14 protein-coding genes are annotated in these 14,325 nt (G+C 54.7%); 11 read left to right on the forward strand and 3 right to left on the reverse strand.

Annotated features, from left to right (window positions below; all coding sequences use genetic code 11):
- Together H6F43_RS19415 and H6F43_RS19420 are read left to right on the forward strand one after the other, a co-directional pair.
- Positions 1-911, forward strand: a 911-nt coding sequence (locus H6F43_RS19415) for a glycosyltransferase family A protein (protein WP_190344548.1), incomplete at its 5' end; no start/stop codon positions are given.
- Between the two features lie 173 nt (positions 912-1,084).
- On the forward strand, positions 1,085-1,387 hold the full coding sequence (locus H6F43_RS19420) for a hypothetical protein (protein WP_190344551.1): 303 nt from the start codon (positions 1,085-1,087) through the stop codon (positions 1,385-1,387).
- Positions 1,388-1,472: 85 nt separating this feature from the next.
- On the opposite strand, the gene H6F43_RS19425 is transcribed toward H6F43_RS19420, so the two are convergent.
- The gene (locus tag H6F43_RS19425) at positions 1,473-1,619 is read right to left on the reverse strand and encodes a hypothetical protein (protein ID WP_190344552.1); all 147 of its coding nucleotides are present in this window, start codon (positions 1,617-1,619) and stop codon (positions 1,473-1,475) included.
- Between the two features lie 63 nt (positions 1,620-1,682).
- On the opposite strand from H6F43_RS19425, the gene H6F43_RS19430 reads away from it, so the two are divergent.
- A complete protein-coding gene (locus tag H6F43_RS19430) occupies positions 1,683-3,020 on the forward strand; it encodes a ribulose bisphosphate carboxylase small subunit (RefSeq protein WP_190344554.1) in 1,338 nt (445 codons plus the stop codon).
- Between the two features lie 149 nt (positions 3,021-3,169).
- Here the strand turns inward: H6F43_RS19430 and pdhA are convergent, their stop codons facing one another.
- Positions 3,170-4,204 carry a pyruvate dehydrogenase (acetyl-transferring) E1 component subunit alpha gene (gene pdhA, locus H6F43_RS19435; RefSeq protein WP_190344556.1) on the reverse strand — a complete coding sequence of 345 codons (1,035 nt, stop codon included), beginning with the start codon at positions 4,202-4,204 and terminating at the stop codon, positions 3,170-3,172.
- 170 nt (positions 4,205-4,374) lie between these two features.
- Here pdhA and H6F43_RS19440 point away from each other — a divergent pair, with 170 nt between their 5' ends.
- From H6F43_RS19440 to H6F43_RS19475, 8 genes are all read left to right on the forward strand, one after another.
- Positions 4,375-6,702 (forward strand): IMS domain-containing protein, encoded by a 2,328-nt coding sequence (locus H6F43_RS19440; RefSeq protein ID WP_190344558.1) that lies wholly within the window; start codon positions 4,375-4,377, stop codon positions 6,700-6,702.
- A gap of 30 nt (positions 6,703-6,732) precedes the next feature.
- Positions 6,733-7,665, forward strand: a complete 933-nt coding sequence (locus H6F43_RS19445) for an AEC family transporter (RefSeq protein WP_190344560.1) — start codon at positions 6,733-6,735, stop codon at positions 7,663-7,665.
- Between the two features lie 272 nt (positions 7,666-7,937).
- Positions 7,938-8,738 (forward strand): response regulator transcription factor, encoded by an 801-nt coding sequence (locus tag H6F43_RS19450; protein WP_190344562.1) that lies wholly within the window; start codon positions 7,938-7,940, stop codon positions 8,736-8,738.
- Positions 8,739-8,866: 128 nt separating this feature from the next.
- Positions 8,867-10,222, forward strand: coding sequence for a HAMP domain-containing sensor histidine kinase (locus H6F43_RS19455; RefSeq protein WP_347272444.1), 1,356 nt, complete (start codon positions 8,867-8,869; stop codon positions 10,220-10,222).
- A 91-nt stretch (positions 10,223-10,313) separates the two neighbouring features.
- Entirely contained in the window at positions 10,314-11,093 is a 780-nt protein-coding gene (locus H6F43_RS19460) for a pseudouridine synthase (RefSeq protein WP_190344566.1), read from the forward strand.
- A 5-nt stretch (positions 11,094-11,098) separates the two neighbouring features.
- Positions 11,099-11,938: a RodZ domain-containing protein gene (locus H6F43_RS19465; RefSeq protein ID WP_190344568.1), complete on the forward strand. Its 840-nt coding sequence runs from the start codon at positions 11,099-11,101 to the stop codon at positions 11,936-11,938.
- Between the two features lie 107 nt (positions 11,939-12,045).
- A complete protein-coding gene (locus H6F43_RS19470) occupies positions 12,046-13,068 on the forward strand; it encodes a permease (RefSeq protein WP_190344570.1) in 1,023 nt (340 codons plus the stop codon).
- A 57-nt stretch (positions 13,069-13,125) separates the two neighbouring features.
- Positions 13,126-13,881 carry a TIGR03943 family protein gene (locus H6F43_RS19475; RefSeq protein ID WP_190344572.1) on the forward strand — a complete coding sequence of 252 codons (756 nt, stop codon included), beginning with the start codon at positions 13,126-13,128 and terminating at the stop codon, positions 13,879-13,881.
- Between the two features lie 198 nt (positions 13,882-14,079).
- Here H6F43_RS19475 and H6F43_RS19480 read toward each other — a convergent pair.
- Positions 14,080-14,325, reverse strand: a 246-nt coding sequence (locus H6F43_RS19480) for a 2OG-Fe(II) oxygenase (protein ID WP_190344574.1), incomplete at its 5' end; no start/stop codon positions are given.

Raw genomic sequence — 14,325 nt, forward strand, 5'->3', positions numbered from 1 at the left:
TGGTGCGATCGATCGCCTGCCTTGCGGCTCAAGATCCGCCCCCCACGGACGCGAATGAAGTGATTTTGATCGACAGTGGCGACACGCCTCCCGATCTACTCGACCAGCTTTGCCAGCGCTATCCCTGGATTCAGGTGCATCTTGCCCCGCCAGGAATGAGCTACTACAAAGCCAAAATGCTGGGCGCTGAACTCGCTACCGGAGACATCATCGTCTACTACGACTCCGACTGTCTCTACGACTCGGCTTGGCTCCGCACGATTCTCAAGCCCTTTACCCGCCCAGAACTCCCTTCTCCTATCAACATTGTTGCTGGAGAAACCATGACGCGCGGCGTTGGTCCCTACGGGACCGCAATGGCACTGGGGTATATCTTCCCGCCCTTCTCTGGGGAGACGGATCTGGCGCCAACGTCGCAATACTTCCTCAACAATGTTGCGTTCCGGCGCAAGTTTCTGCTGAAGCATCCCATTCCGGTAAATTTGCCGCTGTATCGTGGGAACTGCGCCATTCACGCGTGTGAGCTGCGTCAGCAAGGATTTACGATCTGGCGACAGCCTCAAGCGCGGACAACGCACGCTCCACCGAATGGATTGTCGCACTTCGTTTGGCGGTTTCTGCTCATTGGACAGGATTATTATTGGCAGAAGCGGCTGTTGGTAGGGCGGGGAAATCAAACGTCTGACAGTGTTGAGAGCGACCCAACGATGTCAGGTATGGCAGGAAAGCTGAGGGTATTCCGCGATCGCCTCCGCCGCCTGTGGAGAGTTGATCCTCACCATATCCTGTTTTTGCCTGTTGCACTGCCGATCGTTCTGGCATCGACACTGCTTATCTATGTGGGCTATCTGCTCACATCCTGGAAGCCAGCTTATCTGCTAAAGACCTACACCCAGTTTGTAGGGGATTGAATCCGATTTTATTGAATTTTACTTAAACGTTTAGCTAGCTCTTTGTCAGGGCTATCTACCATTGCTACATGGCATCGTTAGAGTACGTTAAACAATTTTTTGAACTTAAGTATTTGAACTCAAGTGTCAGATGAAGAGCGGCTACTGCCAGCAAAACAAAGCGAAAACAATAGATGAGTAGGCTTCAAGATACTCGGATTTGTTTTGTCGGTGAGCCGTTCGTCAATGGAACAGGCGATCGCACCTTTTTGGGTTGGACAGGGCAGATTTGTGCAGCCGCTACCCAGAACGATCGCCATGCCATTACTGACTACAACCTTGGTGTCCGGCGAGAAACCAGTACAGAACTCGCGCGGCGGTGGCAAGCAGACGTTGATTATCGGCTGACGATTGCTTCCGGCACGTCGGCCCCAAAAACGATCTCTGCCTTTTTGATGATCTTTGCGCCCAACCCTTCAACGGTTTGCAGAACCTGATCCACTTCGTCCTGGCTCTTGGTATTGTAAGCAAGGGTAATGCCTGCAAACCCGCTTCCCTCTGGCGGAATGGTAACGTCTTCAGCTAGCTTTTCTCGTGGATATAGGGAATACATCGCCGCCCATCGAGAAAGCAATTTCGTCCTGACTGGCGCTGGATGGTTGCCAGCCAAGTTCGTCGCTCGCGATAAAAGCGCAGCGATCGTTCAACATCCTGGGCTCCCAGAGTCACAAGAGATAGCGTCTGCTGCATCATTCTTTTCCCACACGTTCCCTCATCCTGGCTTCGCGTCCCATGAGTTATTACATTTCTCCTCGCTTTCTCGATAAGCTCTCCATCCACATCACCAAAAACTATTTGAATCTGCCTAGCGTTAAAGTGCCATTGATTCTGGGCGTTCACGGACGCAAAGGCGAAGGCAAATCCTTTCAGTGCGAACTAGTGTTCGATCGCATGGGCGTAGAGGCGGTGCATATGTCAGCTGGAGAACTGGAAAGCCCCGACGCGGGCGATCCGGCGCGGCTAATCCGCATACGCTACCGCGAAGCCGCCGAACTTGTAAAAGTTCGCGGCAGAATGGCGGTTTTGATGATCAACGATATCGATGCAGGCGCGGGTCGGGTTGATCAGTACACGCAGTACACAGTCAACACGCAGTTGGTAAACGGCACGCTGATGAACATTGCCGACAATCCAACAAATGTTCAACTTCCTGGCAGCTACGAAATTGAGCCAATCCAGCGCATTCCCATCATTGTCACGGGAAACGACTTCTCGACGCTGTACCAGCCGCTGATTCGAGATGGACGCATGGACAAGTTCTTTTGGGAGCCGAATCGGGACGATCGCATCGGCGTCGTCAACGGCATTTTCCAAGACGATCGCATTGCTCGTTCTGATATCGAAACCCTCGTCGATACGTTTCCCGATCAGGCGATCGACTTCTACGGAGCGCTGCGATCGCGGCTGTACGACGAGCAAGTGAAAGCCCTCATTGAGCAAGTAGGACTCGATCATATTTCCCAGCGCGTCGTTAATAGCGCAGAAGCCCCACCCGAATTCCGCAAGCCAAACTTCGGCCTGCCCCATCTGATCGAAGTCGGTCAGCACATGGTGCAGGAGCAGCGGCGCGTGCAGGAAATGGGCTTGGCAGAGGAATACAACAAGTCGCTGTATTTCAATCGTAAACTGGGCGACACGAACGCTCATTCTGAAACGCCTCACAGCCAAGACGCTCAGCCAAAGTCCTTTTTCCGCGCTTATGACTCTAGCGGTGGCAACGGGCAAAGCAATCCAGCCCATTCAGAATCCCAACCTCGGACGTCATCGAATTCTAGCTACGCCGGGCAACCTTCCAGCAATAAACTGACTCCCGATGTTGTCACCCAGGTGAATCAGATTCTAGGGCAGGGACACCGACTGGGCATCGAATACGTAGACGATCGCCGTTTTCGCACGAACTCTTGGACTAGCTACGGCACCTTCCAAGGAGACGGTGCACAGGCGATCGCGGCGCTGGAATCGTGTTTAACCGAGCACGGCAACGATTACGTGCGCGTCGTTGGCATTGCTCCCAAAGACCGCCGCCGCGTTGCTGAAACGATCGTGCACCGTCCCAACGGAAAGCACTAGTGCAGCGTCAGCACTCAGATTTAGGGTGATAGTCGAGAGCATAGACCTCCAAGGTTTTGCAAAACCTCGGAGGTCTTGGGGAGCGCTTAGAAATTGGCGACCCTAAAATTGACTATTGACAGACCAGTCGCGCGGGTCATTCCGAGCGCCTACTCGTCTTCTGCAAACACGTACTTGTACAACTCTGAAGGATTGGGTTCGGGGCTTTCCAGACCAAACGCGACTGCCTCTTCTACAACGGCTTGGATTCGCTTCTCGATCGCCTTGAGTTCGTCTTGGTTTGCCAAATTTTGCTCTATCAGATAGGCAGCGAACTTCTTGATTGGATCACGTGCCAGCCAAGCGTCTTTCTCCGCTTTCGATCTCAGTTCGTCCGGGTCAGCGAGGGAGTGTCCCCGGAAGCGGTAGGTGAGGCATTCGATTAGGGTCGGACCTTGTCCAGCGCGGGCGCGGGCAACAGCTTCTTGCGCTACGGTATGCACCGCTAACACGTCCATGCCGTCTACTTCGATCCCCGGCATGCCGAACACGCTGGCTTTTTTGTAAATCTCCGGCTGAGACGTGGCGCGTTCATGCGCCATGCCGATCGCCCACTTGTTGTTCTCTACCACGAACAGAATCGGCAGCTTCCACAACGCGGCCATATTCAAACACTCAAAGAACTGTCCGTTGTTCGTAGTGCCATCACCGAAAAACGCAGCGGTTACTTGATCGGCGGTCGTGTCGCCCATCGCTTCCCGCCGATATTTCGTTTGGAAAGCGGCTCCGGTAGCAACGGGAATTCCCTCACCGATGAAGGCATAGCCACCCAGCAAGCGATGCTCTGCCGAAAACAGGTGCATCGAGCCGCCGCGACCCTTGCTGCATCCGGTCGCTTTGCCAAACAGCTCCGCCATAACCTCGCGAGCCGGTACTCCAGCGCTGAGGGCGTGGACGTGATCGCGGTACGTGCTGCATACGTAGTCTTCACCTGGACGCATCGCTTGAATCACGCCCGTCGAAACCGCCTCTTGACCGTTGTAGAGGTGGACAAAGCCAAACATTTTGCCCCGGTAGTACATCTCGGCGCACTTGTCTTCAAAAAAGCGCCCCAAGATCATATCCTCGTAAAGCCGTAGCCCTTCGTCGCGGGTGACGTTTGCTGTAGCTGTTTGCAACACCGGAAGTGCACGTTCTTGAACCATTGACTTGTCCTGACCCAGATCTAGAATTAATGTTACTTCTTGCCAGATGTCGCTTATCCTGAGCTAAACTGCGACCTTAAAGCTGCTCAGGTTACGAGGGTACCGCTCATTTGCTCTCGGATTCCGTTACCATAGCTTAACCTTACTGCTTACCGCTGGGGAAGTGGACTGTGCACATTCCGCTCGATTATTACCGAATTTTAGGCTTGCCGATTCAGGCAACGGCTGACCAGTTGCGGCAGGCGCATCGCGATCGCACCGTGCAGCTACCGCGACGGGAATACTCGGACACAGCGATTGCTTCCCGCAGGCATTTACTTGATGAAGCCTTCGCGGTGCTGTCTGACCCGGAGCAGCGGAACACCTATGACACGGGCTTTCTGGCGAAGACTTACGAAATTACGTCTGACTCAGCCACCCCGACGCTCCTGCCGCCCACAAGCGAGTCGCTCAGCGATTCTCATACGACCAGTATCAACATTCCCGATCGTCACCTGGTTGGTGCGCTGCTGCTACTTCAGGAGCTAGGGGAGTACGAGCTAGTGCTGAAGCTGGGTCGCCCATTTTTGACGGGCGGCAGCGCCAGCCTCAAAGATGGAGACTATGGCGATCCCAGCATCGTGTTTGCGGACATCGTGCTGACTGTAGCGCTGGCGTGCCTGGAACTGGGAAGAGAGCAGTGGCAGCACGGACAGTATGAAAACGCAGCCGAAGCGCTGGACACAGGGCAGCAGCTTCTCTTGCGCGAAGGGCTGTTTGTCAGCGTGCGGGGAGAAATTCAAGCTGACCTCTACAAGCTGCGCCCATATCGGGTTCTGGAACTGCTGGCGCTGCCAGAGGACCAGACAGAAGAGCGGCTGGCTGGAATTCAACTGCTGCGCGAGATGCTGCACGAGCGCGGCGGTATTGACGGATCGGGGAACGATCAGTCGGGTCTCAATATTGATGATTTCCTGCGATTTATTCAGCAGCTTCGCAGCTATTTGACCGCCGCCGAGCAGCAAGTGCTGTTCGAGGAAGAAGCCCGTCGCCCCTCGGCGGTGGCAGTGTATCTGGCGGTGTATGCGCTGATGGCACGTGGATTTGCCGATCGTCAGCCCGCTCTGATTCGGCGGGCAAAGCAGCTATTGCTGCGGCTGAGTAGCCGTCAGGATGTGCATCTAGAGCAGGCGGTATGCACGCTGCTTCTGGGACAGACCGAGGAAGCTAGCCGCGCCCTAGAACTCAGCCAGGAGTATGAGCCGATCGCCTTTATCCGTGAACACTCCCAGGGATCGCCGGACCTGCTGCCGGGGCTGTGCCGTTATGCAGAGCACTGGCTCCAGGATGAGGTATTTCCTCACTTCCGCGATTTAGCTCGCAAGCGCGTGGCACTCAAGGACTACTTTGCCGATCCGCAAGTGCAGGCGTATCTAGAAGAACTACCGAATGAGTCGGATGCCCAAGAGTGGTCACATGGTCAAGCGTCCAGAGAAGTGGCTTCCGTTAGGGAGCTTCGCCCTGCCGTTGCGTCTGATCGTCGTCCAGAGCCAGTCTCGATTCCGCGTGAATCGGCGGCACGCCCGCTGCGTCCTGCGCTGAGCGTTGCTGGAGGAGATGCGCCTCCTGAGCCACGATCGACCGATGCGCTGATTGAGACGGCTCGCGCTCGAATTGCTGCACGGATGGGCGGTACGGCAACGTTAACCTCCGATCGCGCGCCGAGCAACGTCGCTACGATGCCCGCGGCAGAGCGGGTTGCTCCAGCGACCGCTGATTCGCCAACCGAACCCGCCTCGCGATTGCCCGACGATCGTGCATCCCGTCGAGATCGATCGCGCACGGGACCTGGACTGGGATCAGGTCCACGCCGGGATGGAGGGGCTAAACGGCGCTCTGAAGACGTACCGCCGCCTGTTCGTCCGGCTCAGCGTCGATCGCAGCCTGTGTGGCGGCGCTGGCTGCTACCCGCTGCAATTTTGTTTGGGGTAATGACGGCAGGGTTTGGACTGGCGCAAGTGCTGCGGATGGTGCAAGCGTCTTCGCAGCAAGCGATTCAGACTGATACGATGCTCGTGCCGCTCGATCGTCCCTTGGTGACGCTGGAAGCAGCGGGTCCGCAAGCAGCCACGGCTGCTCTCACAAACACCACCGCAAAACAGGCGATCGAGTCTTGGTTTAGCGCAAAATCTGCTGCGATGGGTCCAGAGCATGCAGCAAGCAAGCTTGAAGATGCGCTTACCGAACCGAAGCTCTCCGAATGGCGTAAGGCGTCACAGGATGCTAAGCGAGACAACTGGTACAAGCAATACAAGCACGCTGTCAAGGTTAACTCGGTAGAGCCGACCAAGGACAAGCCTGACCAAGCAACGGTGCTGGCAGAAGTCAGCGAAACAACCGATTACTACGAGGCGGGTAGCCTGGTGACGTCTACTACAGACCAGAACTTGCGCGTGCAGTACAATCTAGCGCGAAAAGACAGTCAATGGCGGATTCAGAACTGGCAGGTTCTACAGTAGAGTTGAAAACCTATTCACAAACCGTAACTCTTGACTGAAACGCTGTTTGACGCCTACCTACCGCTAATCCTATGGACGAGTGTGGGCTTGGTTGCCATTCGGTTCACACCGCCTGCGCTGCCGCGCCTACTCGGTCGCGTCCTCTACTGGTTTGGTGTTCCCTGGGAAGTTCTGGCGCTTGCACGCCAAACAGACATCGACCAGAGCCTTGGGCTGGCTCCCATCGTCACGCTCGCCTCGCTCATCGTGGGGTTGCTTCTAGCGTGGCTGATTCTGCGCTGGCTGACTCCTCCAGCCGTCGACCCTGCTGCCCTTAACCGCGCTCAACAGGGCAGCTTTATTCTGGCAGCCACGATCGGCAATACTGGGTTCGTTGGGTTGGGCATCATCCCCTCACTGATTGATCAACGGTATTTGGGTTGGGCAGTGTTTTACAGCGTGACGCAGAATGTTGTGGGCACCTACGGCATCGGCGTGTTCCTTGCTAGTTTCTTTGGGCGTTCAGCACAGGCGAATCACTGGTGGGTACAGCTTCGTGATGTAGCTACCGTCCCGTCACTGTGGGCGTTTGCGCTGGGCACCCTGACGCGATCGCTGCCACTGCCAGCTCCAGTAGAACTTGGGCTTCACGCCTCGCTGTGGTTCGTGATCCCTAGCGCATTTTTACTGATGGGAATGCGGTTGAGTCAGCTTCAGGGTTGGAAGAGCCTGCGGCAAGCGCTGATTCCAACCCTGCTGAAAGTGGGAGTGCTTCCGGCAGGTGTTGGCATCGCAGCTACGGCGATCGGTTTGACGGGTGATGCCCGACTGGCGCTGGTACTGATGGCAGGAATGCCGAGCGCATTTGCGGGACTCATTCTGGCGGAAGAATACAACCTGGACCGAGATTTGATTGCCAGTAGCATTGCCCTAACAACGATCGCGCTGCTGTTCACAATTCCGCTTTGGCTGACGGTGTTTTGAGAATCTCAGCACTCTGAGAGAGGCAAGGTCATTAAAACACGTTAGGCTGAAGGTGACACGTGTAGCCTTTTGCTTTGATTAGTTTTTAGCTACAAAAATTAAGTCAAACTAAAAGTGCATTTGCCGTCAAACGTATCGAGTCATGAATCCGTGATCGCACGGAAGCGCCCGTTTGGGTCTTACATAGCCTAGATACTTTTATCAGTATCAGAGCATACAAAATCTTGTACGGGTGGTAGAATTACGCTGGACTAATAGGAGTCATCAGCAAAATGGCACTCACGTTACCGTTGGAGGCAACGAGAAGTCAGCCTAACCTCAGGATGGGTCGCGTTCTCATCGTCGAAGATGAAGAGTTGATTGCAGAAACTATTGCTCTCGCTTTAGCAGACGAAGGATACGAAGTCATAACTGCCGGGGATGGTCGAACAGCTTTAGAATTCATTCATCAGGTCGATGAGTCGGACGGTCGTCGATCGTATCGCTCATCTCCTGCTGCGCAAACTGTCGCTTATCAACAGGGCTTTGATCTGATCATTCTAGATCTGATGCTGCCCTACATCAATGGCTTGGATCTCTGTCGGCTAATTCGACGGGAGGGCAACAGCGTCCCAATTCTAATGCTGAGCGCCAAAGGCAGTGAAACCGATCGTGTGGTGGGTCTAGAAGTAGGAGCTGACGACTACCTCACCAAGCCGTTTGGAATGCGCGAACTCGTCGCCCGCTGCCGCGCTCTGCTGAGGCGGCATCATCACTTCCAAGTTCAGCCAGAGCAGCCCTCACTCAAGTTTCAGGACATCACGCTCTACCCGCAGGAGTGCCGCGTGCTCGTGCGCGGTGAGGAAGTCAATTTCTCACCCAAAGAATTCAAAATCCTGGAATTATTTATGAGCTACCCTCGGCGAGTGTGGTCGCGGGAGCAGCTACTAGAGCGCATTTGGGGACCAGACTTCATCGGTGACAGCAAAACGGTGGACGTTCATATTCGCTGGCTGCGCGAAAAGCTAGAGCTTGACCCCAGTAATCCAGAGTATTTGGTAACAGTGCGGGGCTTTGGCTATCGCTTTGGTTAAAGCACGATCGATGTCTTGCTAGGAGCGGTTCACTAGAATAGGTATTAACTTTGATTGAAATGGGTGCTCCGGCTTCCACGATCAGAGGCTATTAAGCGTCAACCGCTCACTGCTGGTAACCGACAACCGTGCAACTTTTATGGTTTCTACTGGGTCTGGCGATCGGATTCTTATTTCTTGGTTGGTATCTCGCTGACCTCAACGTTCGGTTACAGCGGTCGAGCCTGAAGCCAACTCGGCTGCAAAGGCTATTTCCGTTTACCTCAACGATGAGGCGGATAATCCTTTCCCATATGGAGAACCAGCGATTCCTGGAGCAGGAGTTGGCGATGTGGAAGCACATCTGTCACGTGGCACCGATCGGATTTTTGTATGTTGATCGGGAAAATCATTTAATTCGCTGTAACCCTAAAGCCTGTCAACTGCTCGACATTCAGCAGTGCCAGCACATACCACCCCGACTGCTGCTGGAGTTGGTGCGCTCCTATGAGCTAGACCAACTAATTGAACAAACCCGCAAGGTAGGACAGCACTGCGAACGCGAGTGGATTTTTCATCCCGTTTCCGCTGAGCAAGCAATTTTGTCTCAACAGCAGCCACGTCCGATGCGGGGCTATGGGCTGCCGCTGGCAGACGGTGCTGTGGGTGTGTTCTTAGAGAATCGGCAGGAAGCGACGCTGCTAGCGCAGCAGCGCGATCGCTGGACCTCGGATGTTGCTCACGAACTCAAAACGCCGCTGACCTCAATTCGACTGGTGGCGGAAACCCTGCAAACTCGCTTAGAGCCGCCGCTGCGAACCTGGGTCGATCGCTTACTGCACGAAACAATTCGGCTAAGTGGGCTAGTGCAGGACTTGCTGGACCTGAGCCATCTACAGGCGTCTCCGACTGCTCGATTGACGAAACAGCCCGTTGATCTCGTGAAGCTGATTCAATCAGCGTGGCAGTCGTTGGAGCCGCTGGCACGCAAAAAAAACCTCCAGCTTCACTACAGTGGTCCTAGTTCGCTCGTCATCCTGGCAGATGAACCGCGTTTGCATCGGGTGTTGCTGAACGTATTCGACAACAGCATCAAGTACAGCTCGCCAGAGCAGGAGATCCGCGTCTGCATGGGGTTAACGGCGAATACAACATCCACGACTCAGCAGGTGCATCTGGAAGTGATTGATGCAGGACCGGGATTTCCTGAAAGCGCATTGCCGCATGTGTTCGAGCGCTTTTACCAGGCAGATCCTTCCCGTACTCGCAGTGGATATGAACTCGGCATGGCTCGCCAACCCGATTCTTCCCCGCCCTCATCATCAGAACCTGCAGCTTTGATGAACAGCAGTTGCGGACTAGGATTGGCGATCGTCCGGCAAATTGTTGAGGCGCACCAAGGCAGCGTCACCGCAGGCAATCACCCCGCAACGGGCGGAGCATGGCTCCAAATTTTTCTACCCTGGAAGCCATCCGAAGCCGTTTCGCTAGAAAGCGTCACTTAATGTTTCTTCGTACTGTAATATTTGAACAATAGTCTACATCCACCAACCGTCCAGTTGAGCTCCGTTGATTCCTCTTCGCACATCGTCTTCTATGCCTGAGCGAGTTCAAAAGATTCTCTCGCAGTGGGGAGTTGCCTCACGGCGACAGGCTGAGCAGATGATTTTGCAGGGGCGAGTCCGACTCAACGGCAATGTTGCTCAGCTAGGGCAGAAAGCGGACCCTGAGTGCGATCGTGTAGAGGTTGATGGCGTGGTTATCCAACCCACCGATCGTCCTGTGCCGATCTATCTATTGCTTAATAAGCCCGTTGGGGTGCTTTCTACCTGTGATGATCCGTGGAATCGTCGGACAGTGCTAGATCTACTGCCCCCAGATTTACGCAATGGTGCCGGGCTGCATCCGGTTGGACGCCTGGATGAAGATTCGACAGGTGCTTTGCTGCTAACGAACGATGGCAGCCTGACGTTTTATCTAACCCATCCGCGTCACCACATTCCTAAGACTTACGAAGTGGTAGTTGAGGGTGAGCCGTCTGCTGAGACGCTGCAACATTGGCGTCAAGGGGTGCTGCTGTCCAGTCGAAAGACTTTGCCTGCCGAAGTCGAAGTTCTACGCCAGGTCAATGGCAACACCCAATTGCGGATCGTGTTGCGAGAAGGACGAAATCGCCAAATCCGGCGAGTGGCAGAGCAGTTAGGTCATCCAGTGATCCAGCTTCACCGGACGGCGATCGGACCGATTCAGTTAAATCCCTCTGGAGAACGCCCGCTTTCTAGTGGTAATGTTCGTCCATTGAAAGACTCTGAAATTCGTTTCTTGAACGCACAAATTGCCCTACCATCGAAAAGGATGCCTGTGAACGAGGAGTAGCGCCTATGAAGAACCAAACTCTCCGAATTAACCGAGAGCAGGCGGAAAAGCTGGCAGAATTAGGCAACCGCTTGCAGCAGTTTCGCCAACAGCAGCAAATTTCGCTGGAAGAGGTGGCGTCGAGAACGCTGATTCCGGTAAAAACGCTGGCGGCGATCGAGTCTGGAGATCGTGAGCACCTGCCTGAACCTGTCTATATTCAAGGATTTATTCGCCGCTATGCCGACGCAATCGGTCTGAACGGTGCGGAACTTGCCAGCGCTTTTCCAACCAGCAGTACTCCAAGTCAGGCGGTACGAGCACCGCTGCACTTCTCGATTCAGGCACAGCTGCGTCCGCTGCATCTCTATCTGCTGTATATGGTGCTGGTGATGGGCGCGGTGAGTGGGCTCTCTTACGTGCTGAATCGCTCCGGGTCTCCGGTCATTGGTGCGGCGAACCTCTCATCGCGCACGACTCAGGCGATCGCGACGGCGGCTCCCGTTGCGGGACCCGTTGTTCCTGGAGCGCCTAGTCCTGTGGTTGTGGCTCCTACGGGTCCGCAAAAGTCCGTGCGAGTCGGACTGAAGCTAACGGACCAATCGTGGCTGCGCGTCGTGGCAGACGGCAAGATGGAGTTTGAGGGCGTACTTCCCGAAGGCACTCAGCGCACCTGGGTCGCCGATCAGCAAGTGATCGTGCGAGCGGGAAATGCAGGCGGTGTTTTAGTTACGCTGAACAATGGCAAAGAAAAGCCGCTCGGTCAGCCAGGTTCGGTCGAGGAAGTCACATTTGGTAAAGACTCCAAATCTGCCAACCTCTCCACCGACTCTAATCTCACGGCCTCTACGTCCGGCGCATTCTAGATTTGCAACCCTGTATTCCTGCGGTGAATTCAGCAGATTCATTTTTCCCTTGCCCAATTGCTGCTAGGATGCCTATTCAATGGCACGACTAGAAACGCGATCGCGGCATGACCGAACAACAGCTTAACAGCGCATTTACCTTGTTTCTTAGCCTGCTAGTAGAGGCAGTCCCCTTCCTGCTGCTGGGGGTTCTTTTCTCTGGTTTGCTGCTGTTCTTTGTGGACGAGCGCAAACTGGTGCGGCTGATGCCCAAACATCCGCTCCTGGGAGCCTTTGCCGGAAGCTGCGTTGGCTTTTTGTTTCCGGTTTGCGAGTGCGGTAATGTGCCAGTCGCCAGACGACTGTTGATGCAAGGTGCCCCTGCTCCAGTGGCGATCGGCTTTTTGCTGGCAGCTCCCACCATCAACCCAATTGTCTTTTGGGCAACCTGGACCGCGTTTCGCGATCAGCCAGAAATCCTGTTTCTGCGGATTGGGTTTTCGCTGGCGATCGCGACCATCATTGGCTGGATTTTTAGTGCTCAGGCAGATCTGCGTCCGGTGTTGCAGCCTGCCGTTGCTCGATCGATGCCCATTCAGCGACCGAACGCCGCTAAAAAATCGTCTGAAGCCTCACCACTGCTGCAATCGGGCACCTACTGGTTGGGGGATGATGCCACTCGGATGGACACAACCGAGCTTCAGGCAGCAATGGTTGCAGCGAGCCCAGCCGGAAAGCCGCTGGCGTACAAGCTGAATCTTCTTCTAGACAACACCGTGCAGGAGCTGCGGGAACTGGGTAGCGTCTTGGTGCTGGGAAGCGCGATCGCCGCCCTGCTGCAAGTCTTTGTTCCACGCGACTTCATCCTTAGCTTGGGGCAGGGTCCAGTAACGTCGATTCTGGCAATGATGCTGCTTGCCGCTCTGGTCTCCATTTGCTCCACCGTCGATTCCTTTTTTGCCCTGTCGTTTGCGTCCACCTTTACCACGGGCTCTCTGCTGGCATTTCTTGTATTTGGTCCGATGATTGACCTTAAAGGCATCGGATTAATGCTGTCGATTTTTCGAGCGCGCGCGATCGTCTATTTGTTTGCCCTCGCGGCTCAGCTGACGTTTCTGCTGACTCTATTCGTGAACCTGTACCTTAGCTGAGAGTGAGGCATCCACCTCTAACGGCTCCGCACTCCTTACTCCTCACGTTCCACTCTCATGTCCTCTAAACTCACTCGCACGTTCTTCCACCTACTTGATGTCGCGGCGATCGCGGCATGGGGAGTGCTATTTCTCAAATATTGGATTACTGGAAAGCTGTATCTGCTGATTCATCCCAACTACATGGGGCTGACCGTCCTGGCGGGCATTGTGCTAATTGCAGTCAGCGGCTTTCGGCTGCTGTCGCTGCAGCGACAGCTCAGGCGTCCACAGACCAATGTTTCTCAGCATTTGAGCTTGTTTCCGCCAGGGTGGAGCAGCGTGCTGCTGTTGGGGACGGCAATTTTGGGGCTGATGATTTCTCCCCGCGCGTTTGCTAGTGAAACTGCTGTCCAGCGCGGCGTTAATGATACGCTAACGCTGACGCGCGTTAAGCCGCAGGCGTTTCGGGCAGGGTCCAGTTCCGAGGACAAGTCGATCGTCGATTGGGTGCGGACGCTGGCAGTGTATCCTGAACCCGACGCCTACACGGGACAGAAGGTCAAGGTGCAGGGATTCGTAGTGCATTCGCAAAATCTGCCCAAGGACTACCTGCTGATTTCTCGCTTTGTGCTCACCTGTTGTGCAGCAGACGCCTACCCAATCAGTCTGCCTGTCAAGCTGCCGCAGAGCCGCGATGCCTATAAGCCCGATACGTGGTTTGAAGTGCAAGGACAAATGATTACAGAAACGCTGGCCGGTAAACGACAGCTCACGGTTCAGGCGGCGACGCTTAACGAAATTCCCGAACCCAAAAATCCTTACAATTACTAAAGTTTTTGGAATGAACAACGGGCTGTCTGCGTTCTGATAGAGGCTCAAAATTCAGTCATTAGTGAGTCAGCAGATACTACCATTCGACCTGTCCACTTGGCGATCGACCACTGCTTAGACCTCATCCTGCTTCTCCCTCGCTAAGTGCGCACCGAGCCGTCTTGCTCATCACCGTAAGCGGATATGCCCGATCATTTCCTAGTGGAATAGCCAGCTTGTGAAGGCATACAGGCGTCCACGGGCAACAGGCTGAGTTTGGTACGGATGGGTGTAATAGGATGGAAAAACCAAAACGCCACCTGCGGGTGGTTTGACTTTAAGATTTTGCCGATCGAACAAAATTTCGCCGCCCTCAAAGGTGTCGTTCAAATACCCAACAATGCTGACATCGCGAGTGGGAATGCCGTTGGCAACCTCGACAAAGCGGCTCTCCAGCAGCAAGTT

The organism is Leptolyngbya sp. FACHB-36 (assembly GCF_014695955.1).
In the GTDB taxonomy this organism is placed as follows: Bacteria; Cyanobacteriota; Cyanobacteriia; order Leptolyngbyales; family Leptolyngbyaceae; genus FACHB-36.

Bases quoted from the DNA above. Each gene is read 5' to 3' on its own strand.
- H6F43_RS19420 (WP_190344551.1), top strand. From the start codon at position 1,085: ATGAGTAGGCTTCAAGATACTCGGATTTGTTTTGTCGGTGAGCCGTTC.
- H6F43_RS19430 (WP_190344554.1), top strand. From the start codon at position 1,683: ATGAGTTATTACATTTCTCCTCGCTTTCTCGATAAGCTCTCCATCCAC.
- pdhA (WP_190344556.1), bottom strand. From the start codon at position 4,204: ATGGTTCAAGAACGTGCACTTCCGGTGTTGCAAACAGCTACAGCAAAC.
- H6F43_RS19450 (WP_190344562.1), top strand. From the start codon at position 7,938: ATGGCACTCACGTTACCGTTGGAGGCAACGAGAAGTCAGCCTAACCTC.
- H6F43_RS19460 (WP_190344566.1), top strand. From the start codon at position 10,314: ATGCCTGAGCGAGTTCAAAAGATTCTCTCGCAGTGGGGAGTTGCCTCA.
- H6F43_RS19465 (WP_190344568.1), top strand. From the start codon at position 11,099: ATGAAGAACCAAACTCTCCGAATTAACCGAGAGCAGGCGGAAAAGCTG.
- H6F43_RS19470 (WP_190344570.1), top strand. From the start codon at position 12,046: ATGACCGAACAACAGCTTAACAGCGCATTTACCTTGTTTCTTAGCCTG.
- H6F43_RS19475 (WP_190344572.1), top strand. From the start codon at position 13,126: ATGTCCTCTAAACTCACTCGCACGTTCTTCCACCTACTTGATGTCGCG.